We start from the raw sequence: 19161 nt of genomic DNA on the forward strand, positions 1-19161 counted from the left end.
GACCAAACCGCGCGACGTCGGCTCAAGGATTTGCGGGCTGCCGTCAACGCGTACCATGCGGAGCACACGCTAAGCGTCGTTCCGAAGATTACCTTGCCCCCGAAAGCAGAAGGGCGTCATCGCTGGCTCACTCGCAACGAGGCCGCACGCCTGTTGGGCGCCGCGATCGGCTACGTGTGGGATAGTGAACGAAAGATCTGGAAGCGCAAGGAAGATGGCGCGCTGTTGCGCCGTGAGCGTTGGATCATTTGTCGCCGATACCCGGCCGCCCGCTTTTGCTTGGTTGGCATTTACAGCGCGCGCCGCGAGGAAACCATCCGGCGTACGCAGTGGCTTCCCACCACCACGCATCCGTGGATGAATCTGGAGGCCATGGTCTATCAGGGCAAAGGTGCCTTGGAGCGGTCAACCAAGAAGCGGCGCCCACCAACAAAGATCGCTAGTCGGCGCCCTCACCTAGTGCGCTGGCGCAAAATCGACCAAAGGCGATCGGCTGAACTGCGCAACGCCGGCATCCTGGAGAACGGCGAGCAAATCCGATTCGTCGTCAACCGCATGCATGATGGCCCGCCGCTCGCGGGCAAGATCAGGTCAGCTTGGGAAGGAATCCTGGAGGACGCGGGGCTTGGCGATGATGTGGTCCGCCATTCTTTGCGTCATACCGCAGCTACATGGCTGATGCAGGCCGGCGTCGACATGTGGGAGGCCGCCGGCTGGCTCGGGATGACGGTGGAGCAGCTGGAAGCCAACTACGGTCATCATCACCCGGACTTCCAGGAAGAGGCTGCTGAGGCGTTTGGCGGGCGATGCTGATCTTGAAGCAGAAATTTAGGCCAATCGTTTGCGACAGCACGAGTTCCGCTTGCGCGGCCCTCACAGCAGCCCAGGCTGCCGTGCTGGATGTCCGTCTGGCAAAGCGATCCCATCGTCCACTAGGACATTAACGCACGATTTCAGCGCGCAAATGCCGGTCAGTATTAACGGCCAGAGCTGCCCCAAATTGCAATTCATTGCGCATTTCATTGCGCACGAAAAACATCGAAACTATAAGTACTTGAAAGGATGGTCGGAGTGGCAGGATTCGAACCTGCGACCCCTGCGTCCCGAACGCAGTGCTCTACCGGGCTGAGCCACACTCCGACTTGGAACGCGGCTTATAGCCTTGGGTTTCGGCGACCGCAAGCAGCCGAATTAAGGAAATTAATCACAGTGAATGTTGGCCTGAAAACCGAGATTTTGCCCGCCGGCGCGGCCGCCGTGGCGGCTGCCGCGCATGCCCTTTCAGAAGGCGGGCTGGTGGCGTTCCCGACCGAGACGGTCTACGGCCTTGGCGCCGATGCCACCAATCCGGCCGCGATCGCCCGCCTCTACCAGGCCAAGGGCCGGCCAGCGTTCAACCCGCTGATCGCCCATGTCGGCGATGTCGCGGCCGCGCGGGAGATCGCCCGTTTTGATGCGGCTGCGACGGCGCTGGCCGAAGCATTCTGGCCCGGCCCGCTGACGCTGGTACTACCGAAGACGGAAGGTTGCGCAGTCGCCGATCTCGCCACCGCCGGCCTCGATACGGTCGCGGTCCGCATTCCGGCCCATCCGGTGGCTCGCGACATCTTGCGTGAGTTCGGCGGCCCGGTGGTCGCACCGTCCGCGAACATTTCGGGGCATGTCTCGCCGACGACCGCAGCCCATGTGCAGAGCGACCTCGCGGGGCGGATCGACCTGATCGTCGATGCCGGCGCGGTCGAGGTTGGCGTCGAATCGACAATCGTCGGCTGCTTTGACGCGCCGATGCTGCTGCGCCCCGGCGGCCTGCCGCGCGCCGAGATCGAGCGCGTGCTGGGCCGCACGCTGCTGCAGCCGCCGGCCGACACTGAGAGCGACAACGGCCAGCCGCTGGCGCCGGGCATGCTGGCCTCGCACTACGCGCCGCGCGCGCGTGTGCGGCTCAATGCCGTCGCGCTCGAGCCGGGCGAAGCATTGCTCGCGTTTGGCCTCGGAGCAATTTCGGGAATTGACGCAGCCTCTCACGTGATGAATCTGTCGGAGCGTGGCGATCTCGACGAGGCCGCCGCCAATCTGTTCGGCCATCTTCGCACGCTCGACAGCAAAGGCGCGCGCACCATCGCGGTGATGCCAATCCCCGACGAAGGATTGGGCGAAGCCATCAACGACCGGCTGCGCCGCGCAGCAGTCGGGCGAGAATGAACGGGCGGGAATGAAAGAGAAGAAAATGAATATCGTTCAGGGTTCCGTACCGCCGCTTCCCGCCGAGTTGATCGCAAAGTTCCGCGCCATCGTCGGCGACAAATATGCAGTGACCGATGCCGCCGATATCGCCCCTTACGTCACCGAGGAACGCGACCTGTTCCACGGCCGCTCGCCGCTGGTGCTGCGACCGGGCTCGACGGCAGAAGTGTCCGCGATCTGCAAGCTTGCCAGCGAATACAAAATCGCGCTGGTGCCGCAGGGCGGCAACACCGGGCTGGTCGGCGGACAGACCCCGCACAATGGCGAGGTCGTCGTCTCGCTGCGGCGGCTGGACAAAATTCGCGAGATCGATCCCGCCTCCAATACCATGACGTGCGAGGCCGGCGTGGTGCTGCAGATCGCGCAAGCTCGCGCGGCCGAAGTCGATCGCATGTTCCCGCTCTCGCTCGGTGCGGAAGGAAGCTGCACCATCGGCGGCAATCTCTCCACCAATGCCGGCGGCACGGCGGCGCTGGCGTATGGCGTGGCGCGCGAGATGGCGCTCGGGCTCGAAGTCGTCCTCGCCGATGGCCGGATCCTGAACGGATTGTCCAAACTGAAAAAGGACAACACCGGCTACGATTTGCGCAACCTCTTCATCGGCGCCGAGGGTACGCTCGGCATCATCACCGCGGCGACGCTAAAACTGTTTCCGAAGCCGCGCGCGGTGGAGACCGCTTATGTCGGTCTCCAATCGCCGGCGCAGGCGCTAAAACTGTTGTCGATCGCGCAGAATGAGGCCGCCGGCGGCCTCACCAGCTTCGAATTGCTTGCCGACATCGCCGTCGATTTCAGCCTGCGTCACGGCGTCGACATCCGCGATCCGCTCTCGACCAAACATCCCTGGTATGTGCTGATGGAATTGTCGTCCTCGCGCGACGACGCGCGTGACGCGCTGGAAGCGATCCTCGCCAAAGGCATGGAGGAAGGCATCGTCGACGATGCCGTGATCGCGGCGAATCTCTCGCAGCGCGCCGCGTTCTGGAAACTGCGCGATGAAATGTCCGCCGCGCAGAAGCCGGAAGGCGGCTCGATCAAGCACGACATCTCGGTGCCGGTTGCGGCCGTGCCCGCCTTTATCGAGGAAGCCAACGCGGCCGTTGTAAAACTCATTCCGGGCTCGCGGCCGGTGCCGTTCGGCCATCTCGGCGACGGCAACATCCACTACAATGTCAGCCAGCCGATCGGCGGCAACACCGCCGATTTCATGTCGCGCTGGCATGAGGTCAACGAGGTCGTGTTCGAAATCGTATTGCGGATGGGTGGATCGATTTCCGCCGAGCACGGCATCGGCGTGCTCAAGCGCGACGAACTGCCCGACGTCAAGGACAAGGTTGCGATCGAACTGATGCGCGGCATCAAGGCGATGCTCGACCCGCTCGGCATCATGAATCCGGGCAAGGTGCTGTGACCGTATCAGCGACGAAGCCCGTGCCTGCGCTCGCCATCACCGACATCGTGGATGCCGATGTCGCGACCGTGATCGCGCTGTGGCAGGCCTGCGGCCTGACACGGCCCTGGAACGATCCCGCCAGCGATATCGCGCTCGCTCGCCGTGGACCGCACTCCACAGTGCTGATCGGCCGCGACGGTGGCGCGATCGTGGCGACCGCGATGGTCGGCCATGACGGGCATCGCGGCTGGGTCTATTATGTCGCCACCGATCCCGATCGCCGCACGCAAGGCTATGGCCGCGCCATCATGAACGCGGCCGAGGACTGGCTGCGCGCAGCCGGAATTCCGAAACTGCAATTGCTGGTGCGGCCGGAAAATTCTGATGTCGCTGCGTTCTACCAGTCGATCGGATTCGGCGAACAACAGATCCTGTTCTTCGCCAAATGGCTCGACGGCCGCGAGCCGCCGCGGTGAGCTGAGGATTGCCATGAGCCTCGCAGATCGTGTCCGCGTCAAGAACGTCCGCGTGCTCTCCGACCGGCACTATCGGTTGGAGGAAGTCGAGTTCGACTATCGACGCGGCAACGGCGAATGGCAGACGATGAAGCGGGAGGTTTTCGACCGCGGCCACGCCGCCGCGCTGTTGGCGTACAATGTCACAAGCCGCACCGTCGTGCTGACGCGGCAGTTCCGCCTGCCGCCCTATCGTGCCGGTCACGACGATTTCATGATCGAGGCCGCCGCCGGCATGCTCGACGACGAGACTCCCGAGAATCGGATTCGTGCGGAGGCGGAAGAGGAAATCGGCTATCGACTGCACGATGTGCGCAAGGTGTTCGAGGCCTTCATGAGCCCGGGCTCGGTCACGGAGAAGCTGCACTTCTTCGTCGCCGAATACGAAGCCGCGATGCGGGTCGGCGACGGCGGCGGATTGGCCGACGAAGGCGAGGACATCGAGGTGCTGGAATTGCCGATCGATTCCGCGCTGGCCATGATTTCGGATGGCCGCATTGCGGATGCCAAGACGATCATGCTGCTGCAGTACGCGGCGCTGCATATTTTTCGCTGACTGTAGGGTGGGCAAAGCGCAGCGTGCCCACCATTGCGAGCAGAATTTCGTGGTGGAAATGGTGGGCACGCTTCGCTCTGCCCACCCTACCAGAGACGACGAGATTGCATGACGCTCAAAACAACGAGCCCTGCCCGTCATCCTCCGGCACCGCCGAAGCCACCTTGCGCGGCGCCGCTCGCTTCGCAGGCTTCGGCTCCTCCTCCGCTGCGCGCTGCTCGTCCGTGATCGGCAACAGCAGTTGCGCATCGTCATTGACCACGCGATTGACGCGCGTGGAAATCTCGTGCCAGGCGAACTCGCCCTCAACAGGCCCGCGCAGCAGCGGCATGACATCCTCTGCGTCGTGGATGCGGCCATCGAGCCAGCGCTCGAATTCGTCAGGCGCGATCGTCACGGGCACGCGGTGATGCAGCGTGGCGAGATCGCGGCTGGCCGGTGCAGTGACGATGGCAACGCCGTCGGTCTCCTCGCCATTCGGCCCCATCCAGGTCTCCGCGAGCGCAGCAAAGCCAACGGGACGGCCGTCGCGGCGATGGATGAAGAACGGCCGCTTGCGGGCGCCAGCGTCCTGCCATTCGTAGTAGCCGTCCGCCGGGATCAGGCAGCGGCGCCGCTTGATGGCGTTTTTGAACGCGGGCTTATCGAGCACCGTCTCCGAGCGCGCGTTGATCAGGAGCGTAAATTTACGGGGATCTTTGACCCAGGACGGCACCAGGCCCCAGCGCATCAGCCGGAAATGGCGGCCGCCATTTTCCAGAATCACCACCGGAATCGGTTGAGTCGGCGCGATATTATACCGCGGCGGGAAATTAGGCTGCTCGATATAGCCGAAAATTTGCCGGAGCGCCTCCGGCGGCGAGGTGATGACGAAGCGTCCGCACATTATCTAACCAACATAAGCTTCCGTTTAATGGGTGTTAACCCCAGATGTTAACAGTGCGATGGATGACCTCCACGGCTGCCACAGAAGTGCGATCCGATCCGCCGATGCCGCCACCGACGGGCCGCATAGACGAGGCTCGCGCGGAGCAATTGCGCGCCGCCAACATCAATCCCCGCACCGGGCTCGCCACCGACTATCTGAATCATTTCAACGAAGCCATCATGCTGCTCGAAATGGTTCCGGACATGCCGGAATGCGCCGAGGATTTTCTCACCTGGACGCCGCTGTCCTACGCCGAGCATTTCTGGGCCTCCAACTTCAAGGCCCGCGACCTCGCGATCGAAGCCTATGAATGCGCCGACCCGAAGGTCCGTGCCGATTTCGACAAGCTCACGGCGACCATGACGTCGATCCTGACCGCGGTGGGCAAGGCGATGCGCGAGGCCCAGCAGGACAAAACCCGCGCCACGCTGGCCGAGCAGGCCACCGCCTGGGTCAAGCCGCTGGTGGCGCTGGCAGGCGGCGTCATCAACGGCAATGCCGAGACCGACTTCGAAGCGGCGATGTCGAACTAGCCGCCTCGTCCCCGGCCCACCACATTAGACCTGCGCAGCCTGATCGGGCATGATCGTTTGCGCAGCGAGTTCCTTGGCTACCGGATCACCCCTTGACCTCCCCCATTCAGCCGGACCGCCCCCAGCTTGCCGTCAGCGGCGCGATCTTCCGCGACGGCAAGGTCCTCTTGGTCCGCCGCGCCCGCTCGCCGGGCAAGGGCTTTTACTCGCTCCCCGGCGGCCGGGTCGAATTCGGCGAATCCCTGCATACCGCGCTCCACCGCGAAGTGGACGAGGAAACCGGCTTGCGAATCGAGATTCTGGGCCTGGCCGGCTGGCGCGAGGTGCTGCCGGGGGCCTCTGGCGGCGGGCATTACCTGATCATGACGTTCGCGGCGCGCTGGACGGCCAGGGAGCCGGTTCTGAACGACGAGCACGACGATTTCAGATGGCTGGCGCCGGATGCGCTCGGCGATCTCAAAGTGACCGGCGGCCTCCTGGAGGTCATCGAGGCCGCCCGGAAGCTGGTCTAGGTCGTCCCTACCGGTGCCTCACGCCTTGCCTCGGGCGTATTGAGGGGGCATATCGGCCCTCAAATGTTCAAGCACGCCCTCGCCGCCCTCATTCTCGTTTCGGCATGCCATTTGGCCCCCGCACGCGCCCAAGACGCGGCTGCGCCATTCGACGGCGACCTGCAGCGGCTGGCCGAGATTCTCGGCACCCTGCATTACCTCCGGGGCATTTGCGGCGCCAATGAAGGGGCGAAATGGCGGAACGAAATGCAGGCGCTGATCGACGCCGAAACCCCCTCCGGCGACCGCCGCGCCCGCATGATAGCCGGCTTCAACCGCGGCTATAACGGCTTTCAGCAGACCTACCGGACCTGCACGCCGGCGGCCTCGGTCGCGATCCGCAGATATATCGAGGAAGGCTCCAAAATCTCGCGCGACCTCACCGCGCGCTATGCGAACTAAGGCCATGGAAGCGATCTATTTCGACCTCGACGGAACGCTGACGGATCCCAAGCCCGGCATCACCCGATCGATCCAGTATGCGCTGCAAAGGCTCGATCATCCCACCATCCCGACCGAGGACGAACTGACCTGGTGCATCGGCCCGCCACTGCGCTCAAGCTTTGTGAAGTTGCTCGGCGATCACTCCGCGGACCGCGCGGTGACGCTCTACCGCGAGCGATTTTCCGACATCGGCCTCTACGAAAACGGCGTGTACGACGGCATCGACGAGGTGCTGACGGCACTGCGCGCGTCCGGTCACCGGCTGTTCGTCGCGACCAGCAAGGCGCACGTGTTCGCCGAACGCATCATTGACCATTTCGGCCTGCGCAAGCACTTCGAGCGCGTGTTTGGCGCCGAGCTCGACGGCACCCGCGCCGACAAGTCGCATCTGCTGGAATACGCGCTGAAGGAAGTCGCCGTCGATCCGTCCAAAACCCTGATGATCGGCGATCGCAGCCACGACATGCTCGGCGCAAAGAACAACGGCATGAAGGGCATCGGCGTGTTGTACGGCTATGGCAGCCGGGCCGAGCTGATCGAGGCCGGCGCCCATCATGTCTGCGCCACACCGGGAGCGATCCTCGGCTGCATTTCTTGACGTTGGGAACCTCGTGGAACCGCCGCCCGAAATATCGGCACCGCTGTTAACCTTTCCTAAAGATGTGGCCTAGGCGGGCCCACACCGCGTGCTACAGCTTGTCGCGTTAGGATGCGATCCGCCCTGGTTCGCGCGCAGATTTCGTTGAGCTTCATGAGCCGCCCAGTCTCCTTCTCGACCACCCACGACCCGCTTCCCGACCTCGAACAGAAGCAGACTGCCTTGAGCTATCTGAGCGAGGCCTGGGCCGAAGCGCGGCATGATGGCGTCGACGGCGACTGCCTGGCGCAGGCGAGCCTGTTCACGGCGCTCGCCGAACTGGTCTCGACCTATGGCGAGGACGCGGTGGCGAGATTCGCCGAAGGTCTTTCGGCCCGCGTGCGCAACGGCGAGTTTTCGCTGACGCTGGCGAAGCAGTGATCTTGCACTACTGTCATCGCCCGGCTTGACCGGGCGACCCAGTATTCCAGAGACATTTGTGATCAACCGAGAAGCCGCGGCGTACTGGATCACCCGCTTTCGCGGGTGACGACGACTGTAGTTGAGGCGGCGCCCCGCCATCGCTCGACGGCAGAAGTCCTTACGCCCTCAATGTCTCCAGGAACCGCACCGGTTCGCCGGTGGACGGCGTCGTTACCTCGCCTTGCCACATCACGCGCCTGCCACGCACGAACGTGCCGACCGGCCAGCCGGTGACGCGGACGCCGTCATAGGGCGTCCAGCCGGCGCGCGAGGCCACCCATTTGTTGGTGATGGTCTCAGACCGCTTGAGATCGACGATGGTGAAGTCGGCGTCGTAGCCCGCCGCAATGCGGCCTTTGCAGGCGATGTTGTACAGTCGCGCAGGACCTGCGCTGGTGAGATCGACGAAACGCTGTAGCGATAGCCGGCCCGCGTTGACGTGATCAAGCATCAAAGGCACCAGCGTCTGCACGCCGGTCATGCCGGAGGGTGAAGCAGGATAGGTCTTCGCCTTTTCCTCCAGCGTATGCGGCGCGTGGTCGGAGCCGAGCACGTCGATGATACCCTGCTCGATGCCATACCAGATTCCCTCGCGGTGATCGGCCGAGCGCACCGGCGGGTTCATCTGGGCGAGCGTGCCGAGCCGCTCGTAGCATTCCGGTGCGGCCATGGTGAGATGATGCGGCGTCGCCTCGCAGGACGCGACATCCTTGTGGTCGCGCAGATATTCGATCTCCTGCTTGGTCGAGATGTGCAGCACGTGGATGCGCTTGCCGGTCTCGCGCGCAAGGTTGACCAGCCGCTGGGTTGCCATTAGCGCTGCAGTCTCGTCGCGCCATACCGGATGCGAGCGCGGGTCGCCCTCGATGCGGAGCGACTTGCGGTCGTTGAGGCGATATTCGTCCTCGGCGTGAAAGGCAGCGCGGCGGCGGATTACCTGGAAGATGCGCCGCAGGCTCTCGTCATCCTCGACCAGTAACGCGCCGGTGGAGGAGCCGATGAACACCTTTACGCCGGCACAGCCTTCCGCGCGTTCCAGCTCCGGCAGATGGTTCACGTTCTCGCGGGTGCCGCCGATGAAGAAGGCAAAGTCGCAATGCATGCGATGACGGCCGGCGTTGATCTTGGCGGTGAACGTCTCCTCGGTGACCGTGAGCGGATTGGTGTTCGGCATCTCGAACACCGCGGTAACGCCGCCCATTACGGCGCTGCGCGAGCCGGTCTCGAGGTCTTCCTTGTGCGTCAGCCCCGGCTCGCGGAAATGCACCTGCGTGTCCATCACGCCGGGCAGGATGTGCAGGCCTTTGCAGTCAATGGTCTCGCCGGCGGAGGCCTGTCCGAGCCCTCCGATCGCAGCGATCCGGCCATTGGAGATGCCGATGTCGCAGATGCCCTCGCCGTCCTGATTGACCACGGTGCCGGATTTTAGAATGGTATCAAATCGCTGATTCATCGCTGCTTCATGGTCCTCTGGCGTTCGCTTTAGGGCCTTGTTGACAGCACCTTAGCGCCTTACGTTCTCATGTGATATCCGGCTCCTGCGTTTTCCCAGGAACTTGAAAGCTCACTGCAAACCGCACTGCAAAAGAGGCCGTTTTACCTAATGAAAGCAGCGTTTCTTCCGGACCGGGGCGTGGTCAAGGTCAGCGGCGAGGATGCCCGCAACTTCCTAAACGGCCTCGTCACCACAGATGTCACGCCGCTGCAGCCCGGTCTTGGCCGGTTCGGCGCGCTGCTGACGCCGCAGGGAAAAATCACGGCGGACTTCCTCATTACCGAAGCCGCTGCAGGTCACGGCGGCGGCTTCCTGATCGATGCGCCCCGCGTGCTAGCGCAGAACCTCGCTGACAAGCTCGGCTTCTACAAGCTGCGCGCCAAGGTCGCGGTGGAGAACATCTCCGACAGCATGGGCGTGCTGGCGGCCTGGGACGGCGAGCCTTCGACGAAGCCTGATCTGGCCTTTGCCGATCCGCGGCATGAAGCTCTCGGCTGGCGCATTCTTGTCCCGGAAGATCTCAAGCAAAAGGTGGCCGTGTTGATCGGCGCCGACCTCGTCGACAACGAGGCCTACGAGGCGCATCGCATCGCCTTGGGCGTGCCGCGCGGCGGGCTCGACTTCATGTACAGCGATGCATTCCCGCACGAGACCAACATGGACCGCCTGCACGGCGTCGATTTCGACAAGGGCTGCTATGTCGGCCAGGAAGTGGTGTCGCGCATGCAGCACCGCGGCACCGCGCGCACGCGGATCGTGCGGGTCACGCTCGAAGACTTTTCGCCGGAAACCGGCGTCGCCGTTCTCGGTGGCGACAAGCAGGTCGGCACCATGGGATCGACCGCCGGCGGCCACGGCCTCGCACTGGTCCGGATCGACCGCGTTGCGGATGCGCTCGATGCAGGACTTTCGCTGACCGCCGGCGGCCTTGCGATCCGGCTGACCGATCCGAACGACGTTCGCATCCCACCGAAGCAGACCGTCGCATGAGCAAATCTGCGCGACTGCACGCTGACGGCAAGACGCGGTGCCCGTGGCCCGGCGAAGACCCGTTCTACATGGCCTATCACGACACGGAATGGGGTGTGCCTGACTATGACGACCGGGCGCTGTACGAAAAGCTGATCCTCGATGGCTTCCAGGCTGGACTGTCCTGGATCACGATCCTGCGCAAGCGCGAAAATTTTCGCAAAGCATTCGACGATTTCCAGCCGGAAAAGATCGCGCGCTACAACGCCAAGAAAATCCACGCGCTGATGAACGATGCCGGCATCGTGCGAAACCGCGCCAAGATCGAAGGCGCCGTCAACAGCGCCAAGGCCTATTTGAAGATCATGGAAGAAGGCGCGGGCTTCTCCAAGTTCATGTGGGACTTTGTCGATGGCAAGCCCATCGTCAACCAGTTCAAGACCACGGCCAGCGTACCGGCCTCGACGCCGATCTCGGTCAAGATATCAAAGGAACTCGGCGCGCGCGGCTTCAAATTCGTCGGCCCGACCATCGTCTACGCCTTCATGCAGGCTACCGGCATGGTCAACGACCATCTCGTCACGTGCTTCTGCCACGAGGCCTGTAGCGGCAAACTGCGCAAGCCCCGCCTCAAGGCCAAATGACGGCGCGAAGATCGTCCATCGTCGCCACGCGCGCCTGGCAGCGGATGCTGTCGGGGCGGCGGCTCGATCTGCTCGATCCCTCCCCACTCGATATCGAAATCGCCGACATTGCCCATGGCCTGGCGCGCGTGGCGCGCTGGAACGGGCAAACCAGCGGCGCGCACATCTTCTCGGTGGCGCAGCACACGCTATTGGTCGAAGCCGTGATGCGTGAGCAGATGCCGCGCGTCGACGCCCGCTTCCGCCTCGCGGCGATGCTGCACGACGCACCGGAATATGTCATCGGCGACATGATCTCGCCGTTCAAGGCAGTGCTCGGCGGCGACTACAAGGTGGTGGAGAAGCGCCTGCTGGCCGCGATCCATATTCGCTTCGGGCTACCGCCAACTCTCGCCGATGAAATCACGAGAGCCATCAAAGCGGCCGACCGCGGTGCGGCCTATCTCGAAGCCACCCATCTGGCGGGATTTTCGGTAAGTGAAGCGAAGCGCCTGTTCGGCAGGGACCCCGGCCTGCCCGAGGCCACCGTGCGGGACTACCTGACGCCGTGGACCGCGGCCCGGGCCGAGAAGCAGTTTTTGGCGCGATTCAAGCTGCTACTTGGTTGAATGGGGCCGTCGCGTTGCCCACCATTATCGCCCCCGGAACCAAGATGGTGGGCACGGCGCAAGAGCGCCTTTGCCCACCCTACGGCACCGGTTATATTGCTGACCAAAGATTACCCAGGGAACGCCATGCTTCACGTCTGCTCGCTTGCCGCACTTCCCGACACCGTCAGGGCGACCGGCGCCAGCCACATTCTTACCGTGATGGCCAATGTCGATCAGGTGCAGCGCCCGGCCTCGGTGCTCGAGGCCAACCATCTGAAAATCTCGATGGACGACATCATCGAGGAGATGGACGGCTTTGTCGCGCCGGCGGATCATCACATCGAAAGAGTGCTGAATTTCGTTCGAAGCTGGGACCGCAGCGCGCCGATGGTGGTGCATTGCTATGCCGGCATCAGCCGCTCGACGGCGAGCGCGTTTGCCGCCGCCTGCGCCCTCAATCCGCAGCGCGCCGAGATCGAGATCGCCCGGCAAATTCGCGCCCGCTCCCCGATCGCGTCGCCGAACCGGTTGATCGTCAGCCTCGCCGACAAGGCGCTGGGTCGCGAGGGGCGAATGTTGCGCGCGCTGGACGAAATGGGCCCCGGCAGCATGATGGTCGAAGGCCGGCCATTCCGACTAGATCTGGAATGACGCGCCGCGTCCAGGACACGGATGCGCCAAATGACGCCCGGACCGGCGTGAACTTTTAGCGGACAAAAGCACACACAGGATTGCAACCGGGCTGCGGACGTGGCCGGTTAACGCTCTGACGCCCGCTGGAGGCCCGATGTTCGACGACACCTTCGTTTTCTTTTCGCTTGCGATCGCGATCGTCGCCCTGATCTTGGCGCGGAAGGCCATGAATGAGGTGGCGGAGTTACGTCAGCGCCTGGAGGCGATGCAGGCCACGCCGGCGGCCGACGCTGCAGCCGTGCCTCCGCCCCTCACGCCATTCGAAGCCTTCGAGCAAAGCCTGCCGCCAGCTCCGAGCGGGGCCACACCGACGCCTCCACCGATCGTTCCCGAGGCGGAATCCAGCGCGTCCGCTGCCAGCCCTGAGGCGACTGGGCAAGCCGCTGGCGGAGCGCCGCCGCCGCCTCCATTGCCGCCGGCCGATCGCGGTTTCGAGGAAACCGTCGGCACGCGCTGGGTGGTGTGGATCGGCGGCCTGACGCTGGCGCTCGGCGGATTCTTCATGGTGCGCTATTCGATCGAAGCGGACCTGCTCAGCAACGAAATCCGGACGGCGCTGGGCGGCCTGTTCGCCCTGGCGCTGCTTGCTGCAGGCGAATGGACGCGCCGGAAGGAGAGCGTGTCTTCCATCGCAGCGCTGCCGATCGCCAACATTCCTGCCATCCTCACCGCCGCCGGAACGGCAGTAACGTTTGCCACAGTCTATGTCGCCTATGCGCTCTACGGCTTCCTGGTGCCGGCAACCGCGTTCATCCTGCTTGGGCTGGTGGCGCTCGGCACGCTGGCCGCGGCGCTCCTGCATGGGCCGGCACTCGCTGGCCTCGGCGTCGTCGGCGCCTTTGTGACGCCCGTCCTGGTCTCGTCCGACAAGCCGGACTTCTGGGCGCTCTACATCTATCTCGCGATCGTCACTGCGGCGGCCTTCGGTCTGGCGCGCGTCAGGCTGTGGCGCTGGCTCGCGGTCACCACGATTGTGTTCGCGCTGCTATGGACGTTCCCCTGCCTGCAATGCGGCCCGTCGATGGTCGGCCCGCATGCGCTCCACGTGCTCGCCGGTTTCATTCTCGCCGCGCTACTCGTGGTGTGCGGCTTCATGTTCGGCCCGCCCGCGGACGAAGGCCAGGTTGAGCCGATCTCGTCCGGCTCGCTCGCGGCCTATCTGCTCGGCGCGACCTTGATCGTGCTGAACAGCTTTCATGCCGACGCCGCGATGATCGTCTTCGGGCTGCTGGTGGCCGGCAGCATCGCGGTTGCCTGGCGCAGCGATGCCGCCGCGGGGGCCGTCGGCGCCGCTGCTGCGTTGGTCTTCGTCGTGTTCGCCGAATGGGCCATTCGCGCCAATCCCGACATGCTGGTGCTCCCCGGCGGGCCGCTGCAAGGCATCGGGCCGAGCGCCACGGACGGATCCGTATCGCTACATCTGATCTCGGCCACGATCTTCGCGGCGGGCTTTGGCGTGGCGGGATTTTTCGCGCAGGGCCGCTTCGCGGGGCCGGTGATACCGGTGATCTGGTCGGCCGCGGCGGTGTTCACGCCGCTGGCGCTGCTGGTCGCACTCTACGCCCGCATCGCGCATCTCGACCGCTCGATTCCGTTTGCGATTCTCGCGGTAGTGCTCGCCGCGGCCTATGCCGCTGCGACCGAGATACTCAGCAAGCGCGAGGATCGTCCGGGACTACAGGCCTCGATCGCGCTGTTTGCGACCGGCACCCTCGCAGCGCTGGCTCTGGCGCTGACCTTTGCGCTGGAAAAAGGCTGGCTGACGATCGCCCTGGCGCTGATGTCGGCAGGCACCGCCTGGATATCCACGCAGCGGCCGATTCCGTTCCTGCGCACCCTCGCGGCCATCCTCGCCGGCATCGTCGTGCTGCGCATCGGCTACGAGCCGCGCATCGTCGGCCAGGCCGTCGGCACCACGCCGATCTTCAACTGGCTGTTGTGGGGCTATGGCATTCCTGCCGTCTCATTCTGGGCCGGCAGCATCTTCCTGCGCCGCGGCGGCGACGACGCGCCACTGCGCACGGTGGAATCGGCGGCGATCCTGTTCACGGTGCTGCTGGCGTTCATGGAAATCCGCCATGCCGTCAACAATGGCGACGTCTACCACGCGAGCGCCGACCTCACCGAAGTCGCGTTGCAGGTCTGCGTTACGCTGGCGATGGCGATCGGGCTGGAGCGGCTGCGCATCCGCACCGGCAGCGTCATTCACAATGCCGGCGCGATCCTGCTCACTGCGTTTGCCGGCCTCGCGACCGTGTTCGGGCTGTTGCTGTTGGAAAACCCGATGCTGCAATGGATCGACGTCGGCGGCGTTGTCATCAACCTTTTGCTGCTCGGCTACGCCCTGCCCGCGGTGCTCGCGCTGCTGTTGTCCTATGCCGTCGCGGGTCGGCGGCCGGTCGCCTATGCCAACACGATCGCGGCGGCAGCGCTCGTTCTCGCGCTTGCCTATGTGACGTTCGAGATCAGGCGGATCTATCACGGTCCGGCGATTGCGGCCGGACCGACCAGCGGCGCCGAGCAATATACCTACTCGATCGCATATCTCGCCTTCGGCGTCGTCTTGCTCGGCATCGGTATTCTTTTCAACTCGCAGCGCGCGCGGCTGGCGTCCGCGGTGGTCATCGGACTGACGATCCTGAAAGCATTCCTGATCGACATGTCAGCACTGACCGGCGTCTATCGCGCGCTGTCCTTCATGTGCCTCGGCCTGGTGCTGGTGGCGATCGGGTGGCTGTACCAGCGGATCCTGTTCCGCCGGCAAGCGGCAGCCGCGCCGACGGGAAGCTAGAGCGTTTTCAAGCGAAGTGGATACCGGTTCGCGTCAAGAAAACGCGTCAAAACAAAAATCTAGAGCCCGGTTCTGATTCAATCAGAACCGGGCTCTAGAGGATGATCCTCTAACCGACGGATTCGGCGACGAGGCGAATCCTGAACACGGGCTTTTTGGCTTCGTCCAAAAGCTCCATCTGCCATTCGGCGTTCTGCTTCAGGCTGCGTGAAAGGCTGCCTAGCAGGTTGCCGCAGACCTTGGTCATCTCGGCCCAGGCGGCTTCGCGGCTTTCGAATTCGGATCCCTGATCGGACGCGCCTGCGTAGCGACCGTGGCTGATCCGAAAAAAATACAGCGGCATGATTGATCTCATGTGTTGGGCCGCCTCCCGGCCTTCTCTGCCGGTCACTTGGAACCAGATTCGCTACCAGGACATGAATGCGCCAGCCCGTATGACTACGGGTTGGCGTTCGCCAAGACGGTGGGATGGCAGGTGATTCACAGGCTGCGCGATGGCCTCAGAGGCGGCTTGTTTGCCGCCCGCCACAGGTGCCGTTGCCGCGATCAATCGGTCGAGCGGCGCAGCTCCGGGGCGCTCTCGACCTTCGCGGGTTCGGGCTTCGCCTGTTCCGCCTTCGGCTCGGATTTCACCGGCTCGAGTTTGGCGCTCTCGACCGCAGGCGTCTCGGCACGCGCCGTTACTTCGGCCCGCGCATCGGCCGACGCACGCGACGGATCCTCCCGACGATGCAGCGAGCGCGGGCGCGCCACAGAGCGCGCCATCAGCATCTGCGAGGCGCCCTGATGGCGGAAATCGCAATAGGCAAAGCCCATGCCCGAGACCGAGCCGCGGAACGAGCGATCATCACGCTTGTCGAGATTGAAGCACGGCTCGAACGGCAGCCCCTTGATCGAAGCGCAGACGGCTTGGCCGCGAATCTGCAGCGTGTTGCCGGGCAGGCGCACATGACGGATCGGGCCCGAGCCGCTGAATTGGACGGAGCCGGCTGCGCCGAGATCGTCAAGGATGCGCCCGGCGCCGCGGGTGCCGTCAAAGCAAGTAAAGGCGAAAACCTTGCCGCTCACGAACCTGCGCGCCTCGTCGGCATTCATCATCCCGGCCAGCGCAGGAACGATCATCACACTGGCCGTGACGGCCCCCAGAACCAAACGCGCAAGCATGCAGCTACTCCAACTTAACAAGAGCGCGGGCGCCCGCCTTTACCCGCTGCTTACCATACCAACCACCGTGGCAACATTGGAGCAGGTTGGTTGGTAAAGTCTGAACACCGTTAGGGGATTTTTACCACGATTCGACCGCGGACCTTCCCTGCGAGGATTTCGGCGCCCGCGCCGATCACCTGGTCCAAACCGATTTCATGAGTAATATCAGCTAGTTTGCCCTTGTCCAAATCGCTGGCAAGGCGGTTCCAGGCGACCCTTCGCAGCTCGATCGGGCACATCACCGAGTCGATGCCGAGAAGGCACACTCCGCGCAAAATAAACGGCGCGACCGACGACGGCAGATCCATACCGGCGGCAAGGCCGCAGGCGGCGATGGCTCCGCCATATTTGGTCATCGACAGCAGGTTGGCGAGCGTGGTCGATCCGACGCTGTCGACGCCACCCGCCCAGCGCTCTTTCGCCAGCGGCTTGGCGGGACCTGCGAGCTCGGCGCGATCGATCACCTCGGCGGCCCCGAGGCCCTTCAGGTAGTCGGCCTCCGACATCCGCCCGGTGGACGCGATGACGTGATAGCCGAGTTTCGAGAGCACGGCTGACGCGACTGAGCCGACGCCGCCGGCGGCGCCGGTCACCACGATGGGACCGCTCTTCGGCGTCAGTCCGTGTTTCTCCAGCGCCAGCACCGACAGCATCGCGGTGTAGCCGGCAGTGCCGATCGCCATCGCCTCACGCGTCGAGATGCCATCGGGCAGCCGCACCAGCCAGTCGCCCTTGACGCGCGCTTTTTCGGCATAGGCGCCAAGATGAGTTTCGCCCATGCCCCAGCCGTTGCAGACGACCTTGTCGCCGGCCTTCCACGCCGGATGCGAGGATTGTTCGACGGTGCCTGCGAAGTCGATGCCGGCGATCATCGGGAAACGCCGCACGACGGGAGCCTTGCCGGTGACGGCCAGACCATCCTTGTAGTTCAACGTCGACCACTCGACGGCGACGGTGACGTCGCCCTCCATCAGCTCGGCTTCGTCGAACTGCGTCAGCGCGGCGGTGGTGCCTTTATCGGCCTTGTCGATCCTGATGGCCTTGAACGTACCCACGGCAAACTCCCCGGACTTTTCTGTATCGGGAGTGTTTACCGCATCAGGCGGGTTGTGCAACCGGGCGCGCGACCGGCCGCTCGACAATCGGCAGGTTGATCAGCGCCGACAGCACGCCGAACAGGATCGAGAGCCACCAGATCGGGGTGTAGGAGCCGAACTGCTCGAACACGATGCCGCCGAGCCAGACGCCGAGAAAGCCGCCGACCTGATGGCTGACAAAGGCAAAGCCGTACAGCGTGGCGAACCACTTTGTGCCGAACATCAGCGCCACCAGCGCCGAGGTCGGCGGCACCGTCGAGAGCCAGGTCAGGCCGCTGATGGCGCCGAACGCGATCGCCGAGAAGGTCGTGATCGGAAACGAGATGAAGGCGATGATCGACAGCGCCCGCGTGAAATAGATCAGCGACAAGATATAGCGCTTCGGAAAATAGTTCTGTACCCAGCCGACGCTGAGCGAGCCAATGATGTTGAACAGGCCGATCGCCGCAATCACCCAGCCGCCGGTGGATGCGGGAATGCCGCGATCGACGAGATAGGCCGGCAGATGTACGGTGATGAAGGCGAGCTGGAAGCCGCAAGTGAAGAAGCCGAGCACCAGCAGCACGTAGGAGCGATGACCGAACGCTTCCGCGAGCGCAGTCTTGAAGGATTGCTGCTCGGCGGGCGGCGCATCGGCCGTTGTTGCTGCCGGCGGCGTTGCCAGCGCCAGCGCCAGCGGCACGATAAGAAGCATCAATGCCGCAAATACAATGAGCGCTGCTTGCCAGCCGAACTGATCGATAACGGCCACGCCGAAGGGAGCGAACAGGAACTGGCCGAACGAACCGGCAGCCGTGCCGGCGCCGAGCGCGAAACCGCGCCGTTCCGGCGGCAACAGCTTGCTGAACGCTGACAGCACCAGGTTGAACGACGAGCCTGACAAGCCGAAGCCGATCAAGACACCGGCGCTGAGACTGAGCGACAGCGGCGTCGACGAATAGCGCATCAATAGAAGACCGGCGGCATAAAGGAGCGCGCCGACGACAATGACGCGCATGATGCCGAAGCGATCGGCGATGGCGCCTGCGATCGGCTGGCCCAGCCCCCACAGCAGGTTCTGCAGCGCCAGCGCAAGCCCGAACACGTCGCGGCCCCAGGCAAATTCAGCGCTCATCGGTTGAACAAAAAAGCCGAGGCTCGAGCGCGGCCCAAAACTCAGCAGCGCAATCATGCAGCCGCAGATCATGATCACCAGCGGCGTGCGCCAGGTGCCGAGGCCGGAGGATGGTCGAAGGTCGGTCGTTACAGCCATTTGCTTCCCCCTGGACCAATCGGCGCCCGGGACGGCCCCGAGCGAAACATTACGGTGAGTTAATGCAGGTGCATGAAAACCCCAAGAGGGAGGGAGAGAAAAATTTTCCGCTGCAGAGCAGCTCTGCAAAATTGTCGAGGGCAATGAGTGCAATCTATTGAGCGGGCACCTGGCAGAGATGTCGTCCCTGCGAACGCAGG

The 19161-nt window shown here is 64.0% G+C and carries 21 protein-coding genes and 1 tRNA gene; 15 read left to right on the forward strand and 7 right to left on the reverse strand.

Annotated features, from left to right (window positions below; all coding sequences use genetic code 11):
- Window positions 1-93: 93 nt before the first annotated feature.
- Window positions 94-813 carry a tyrosine-type recombinase/integrase gene (locus tag YUO_RS40305; protein ID WP_156908555.1) on the forward strand — a complete coding sequence of 240 codons (720 nt, stop codon included), beginning with the start codon at window positions 94-96 and terminating at the stop codon, window positions 811-813.
- Between the two features lie 250 nt (window positions 814-1063).
- Here YUO_RS40305 and YUO_RS0108805 read toward each other — a convergent pair.
- Window positions 1064-1140 (reverse strand) — tRNA-Pro (locus tag YUO_RS0108805).
- A 69-nt stretch (window positions 1141-1209) separates the two neighbouring features.
- Here YUO_RS0108805 and YUO_RS0108810 point away from each other — a divergent pair.
- Genes YUO_RS0108810 through YUO_RS0108825 form a run of 4 tightly spaced genes read left to right on the forward strand, consistent with a single transcriptional unit; the run spans window position 1210 to window position 4708 of the window.
- Window positions 1210-2202, forward strand: a complete 993-nt coding sequence (locus tag YUO_RS0108810; protein WP_028346906.1) for an L-threonylcarbamoyladenylate synthase — start codon at window positions 1210-1212, stop codon at window positions 2200-2202.
- 25 nt (window positions 2203-2227) lie between these two features.
- A complete protein-coding gene (locus tag YUO_RS0108815) occupies window positions 2228-3655 on the forward strand; it encodes an FAD-binding oxidoreductase (protein ID WP_028346907.1) in 1428 nt (475 codons plus the stop codon).
- Between the two features lie 20 nt (window positions 3656-3675).
- A complete protein-coding gene (locus YUO_RS0108820) occupies window positions 3676-4113 on the forward strand; it encodes a GNAT family acetyltransferase (RefSeq protein ID WP_028346908.1) in 438 nt (145 codons plus the stop codon).
- A gap of 13 nt (window positions 4114-4126) precedes the next feature.
- Window positions 4127-4708, forward strand: a complete 582-nt coding sequence (locus YUO_RS0108825) for an NUDIX hydrolase (RefSeq protein ID WP_028346909.1) — start codon at window positions 4127-4129, stop codon at window positions 4706-4708.
- Between the two features lie 115 nt (window positions 4709-4823).
- Here the strand turns inward: YUO_RS0108825 and YUO_RS0108830 are convergent, their stop codons facing one another.
- Window positions 4824-5594, reverse strand: a complete 771-nt coding sequence (locus tag YUO_RS0108830; RefSeq protein WP_028346910.1) for an SOS response-associated peptidase — start codon at window positions 5592-5594, stop codon at window positions 4824-4826.
- Between the two features lie 62 nt (window positions 5595-5656).
- Here YUO_RS0108830 and YUO_RS0108835 point away from each other — a divergent pair, with 62 nt between their 5' ends.
- The 5 genes from YUO_RS0108835 (at window position 5657) to YUO_RS0108855 (ending at window position 8182) form a co-directional block, all read left to right on the forward strand.
- On the forward strand, window positions 5657-6169 hold the full coding sequence (locus tag YUO_RS0108835; protein WP_028346911.1) for a hypothetical protein: 513 nt from the start codon (window positions 5657-5659) through the stop codon (window positions 6167-6169).
- A gap of 92 nt (window positions 6170-6261) precedes the next feature.
- A complete protein-coding gene (locus YUO_RS0108840) occupies window positions 6262-6681 on the forward strand; it encodes an NUDIX hydrolase (protein ID WP_028346912.1) in 420 nt (139 codons plus the stop codon).
- Window positions 6682-6744: 63 nt separating this feature from the next.
- Complete coding sequence (locus YUO_RS0108845) at window positions 6745-7122, forward strand: TIGR02301 family protein (protein WP_028346913.1); 378 nt, start codon at window positions 6745-6747, stop codon at window positions 7120-7122.
- A gap of 4 nt (window positions 7123-7126) precedes the next feature.
- Window positions 7127-7762, forward strand: coding sequence for an HAD family hydrolase (locus tag YUO_RS0108850; RefSeq protein WP_028346914.1), 636 nt, complete (start codon window positions 7127-7129; stop codon window positions 7760-7762).
- Between the two features lie 153 nt (window positions 7763-7915).
- A complete protein-coding gene (locus tag YUO_RS0108855; RefSeq protein WP_028346915.1) occupies window positions 7916-8182 on the forward strand; it encodes a hypothetical protein in 267 nt (88 codons plus the stop codon).
- 160 nt (window positions 8183-8342) lie between these two features.
- Here the strand turns inward: YUO_RS0108855 and YUO_RS0108860 are convergent, their stop codons facing one another.
- The gene (locus tag YUO_RS0108860) at window positions 8343-9677 is read right to left on the reverse strand and encodes a dihydroorotase (protein ID WP_028346916.1); all 1335 of its coding nucleotides are present in this window, start codon (window positions 9675-9677) and stop codon (window positions 8343-8345) included.
- A 150-nt stretch (window positions 9678-9827) separates the two neighbouring features.
- Here YUO_RS0108860 and ygfZ point away from each other — a divergent pair, with 150 nt between their 5' ends.
- The 5 genes from ygfZ (at window position 9828) to YUO_RS0108885 (ending at window position 15406) form a co-directional block, all read left to right on the forward strand.
- A complete protein-coding gene (ygfZ, locus tag YUO_RS0108865; RefSeq protein ID WP_028346917.1) occupies window positions 9828-10709 on the forward strand; it encodes a CAF17-like 4Fe-4S cluster assembly/insertion protein YgfZ in 882 nt (293 codons plus the stop codon).
- The gene (locus YUO_RS0108870; protein ID WP_028346918.1) at window positions 10706-11332 is read left to right on the forward strand and encodes a DNA-3-methyladenine glycosylase I; all 627 of its coding nucleotides are present in this window, start codon (window positions 10706-10708) and stop codon (window positions 11330-11332) included. Before ygfZ ends, YUO_RS0108870 begins: the two co-directional genes overlap by 4 nt.
- Window positions 11329-11940 carry a YfbR-like 5'-deoxynucleotidase gene (locus tag YUO_RS0108875; RefSeq protein ID WP_028346919.1) on the forward strand — a complete coding sequence of 204 codons (612 nt, stop codon included), beginning with the start codon at window positions 11329-11331 and terminating at the stop codon, window positions 11938-11940. The genes YUO_RS0108870 and YUO_RS0108875 overlap by 4 nt, the downstream gene beginning before the upstream one ends.
- 126 nt (window positions 11941-12066) lie before the next feature.
- Entirely contained in the window at window positions 12067-12573 is a 507-nt protein-coding gene (locus tag YUO_RS0108880) for a tyrosine phosphatase family protein (RefSeq protein ID WP_028346920.1), read from the forward strand.
- 136 nt (window positions 12574-12709) lie between these two features.
- Entirely contained in the window at window positions 12710-15406 is a 2697-nt protein-coding gene (locus tag YUO_RS0108885; protein WP_028346921.1) for a DUF2339 domain-containing protein, read from the forward strand.
- Between the two features lie 109 nt (window positions 15407-15515).
- On the opposite strand, the gene YUO_RS0108890 is transcribed toward YUO_RS0108885, so the two are convergent.
- From YUO_RS0108890 to YUO_RS0108905, 4 genes are all read right to left on the reverse strand, one after another.
- Complete coding sequence (locus YUO_RS0108890) at window positions 15516-15749, reverse strand: DUF6894 family protein (RefSeq protein ID WP_028346922.1); 234 nt, start codon at window positions 15747-15749, stop codon at window positions 15516-15518.
- A gap of 203 nt (window positions 15750-15952) precedes the next feature.
- Entirely contained in the window at window positions 15953-16570 is a 618-nt protein-coding gene (locus YUO_RS0108895; RefSeq protein WP_028346923.1) for a hypothetical protein, read from the reverse strand.
- A gap of 110 nt (window positions 16571-16680) precedes the next feature.
- Complete coding sequence (gene acuI / locus YUO_RS0108900; protein WP_028346924.1) at window positions 16681-17667, reverse strand: acrylyl-CoA reductase (NADPH); 987 nt, start codon at window positions 17665-17667, stop codon at window positions 16681-16683.
- A gap of 43 nt (window positions 17668-17710) precedes the next feature.
- Window positions 17711-18961, reverse strand: coding sequence for an MFS transporter (locus YUO_RS0108905; protein WP_028346925.1), 1251 nt, complete (start codon window positions 18959-18961; stop codon window positions 17711-17713).
- Between the last annotated feature and the right edge of the window lie 200 nt (window positions 18962-19161).

Source organism: Bradyrhizobium murdochi, assembly GCF_000472965.1.
GTDB classification, from domain to species: domain Bacteria; phylum Pseudomonadota; class Alphaproteobacteria; order Rhizobiales; family Xanthobacteraceae; genus Bradyrhizobium; species Bradyrhizobium murdochi.

Bases quoted from the DNA above. Each gene is read 5' to 3' on its own strand.
- YUO_RS0108815 (WP_028346907.1), top strand. From the start codon at position 2,228: ATGAATATCGTTCAGGGTTCCGTACCGCCGCTTCCCGCCGAGTTGATC.
- YUO_RS0108825 (WP_028346909.1), top strand. From the start codon at position 4,127: ATGAGCCTCGCAGATCGTGTCCGCGTCAAGAACGTCCGCGTGCTCTCC.
- YUO_RS0108830 (WP_028346910.1), bottom strand. From the start codon at position 5,594: ATGTGCGGACGCTTCGTCATCACCTCGCCGCCGGAGGCGCTCCGGCAA.
- YUO_RS0108835 (WP_028346911.1), top strand. From the start codon at position 5,657: ATGACCTCCACGGCTGCCACAGAAGTGCGATCCGATCCGCCGATGCCG.
- YUO_RS0108845 (WP_028346913.1), top strand. From the start codon at position 6,745: ATGTTCAAGCACGCCCTCGCCGCCCTCATTCTCGTTTCGGCATGCCAT.
- YUO_RS0108850 (WP_028346914.1), top strand. From the start codon at position 7,127: ATGGAAGCGATCTATTTCGACCTCGACGGAACGCTGACGGATCCCAAG.
- YUO_RS0108855 (WP_028346915.1), top strand. From the start codon at position 7,916: ATGAGCCGCCCAGTCTCCTTCTCGACCACCCACGACCCGCTTCCCGAC.
- YUO_RS0108860 (WP_028346916.1), bottom strand. From the start codon at position 9,677: ATGAATCAGCGATTTGATACCATTCTAAAATCCGGCACCGTGGTCAAT.
- ygfZ (WP_028346917.1), top strand. From the start codon at position 9,828: ATGAAAGCAGCGTTTCTTCCGGACCGGGGCGTGGTCAAGGTCAGCGGC.
- YUO_RS0108870 (WP_028346918.1), top strand. From the start codon at position 10,706: ATGAGCAAATCTGCGCGACTGCACGCTGACGGCAAGACGCGGTGCCCG.
- YUO_RS0108875 (WP_028346919.1), top strand. From the start codon at position 11,329: ATGACGGCGCGAAGATCGTCCATCGTCGCCACGCGCGCCTGGCAGCGG.
- YUO_RS0108880 (WP_028346920.1), top strand. From the start codon at position 12,067: ATGCTTCACGTCTGCTCGCTTGCCGCACTTCCCGACACCGTCAGGGCG.
- YUO_RS0108885 (WP_028346921.1), top strand. From the start codon at position 12,710: ATGTTCGACGACACCTTCGTTTTCTTTTCGCTTGCGATCGCGATCGTC.
- YUO_RS0108890 (WP_028346922.1), bottom strand. From the start codon at position 15,749: ATGCCGCTGTATTTTTTTCGGATCAGCCACGGTCGCTACGCAGGCGCG.
- YUO_RS0108895 (WP_028346923.1), bottom strand. From the start codon at position 16,570: ATGCTTGCGCGTTTGGTTCTGGGGGCCGTCACGGCCAGTGTGATGATC.
- YUO_RS0108905 (WP_028346925.1), bottom strand. From the start codon at position 18,961: ATGGCTGTAACGACCGACCTTCGACCATCCTCCGGCCTCGGCACCTGG.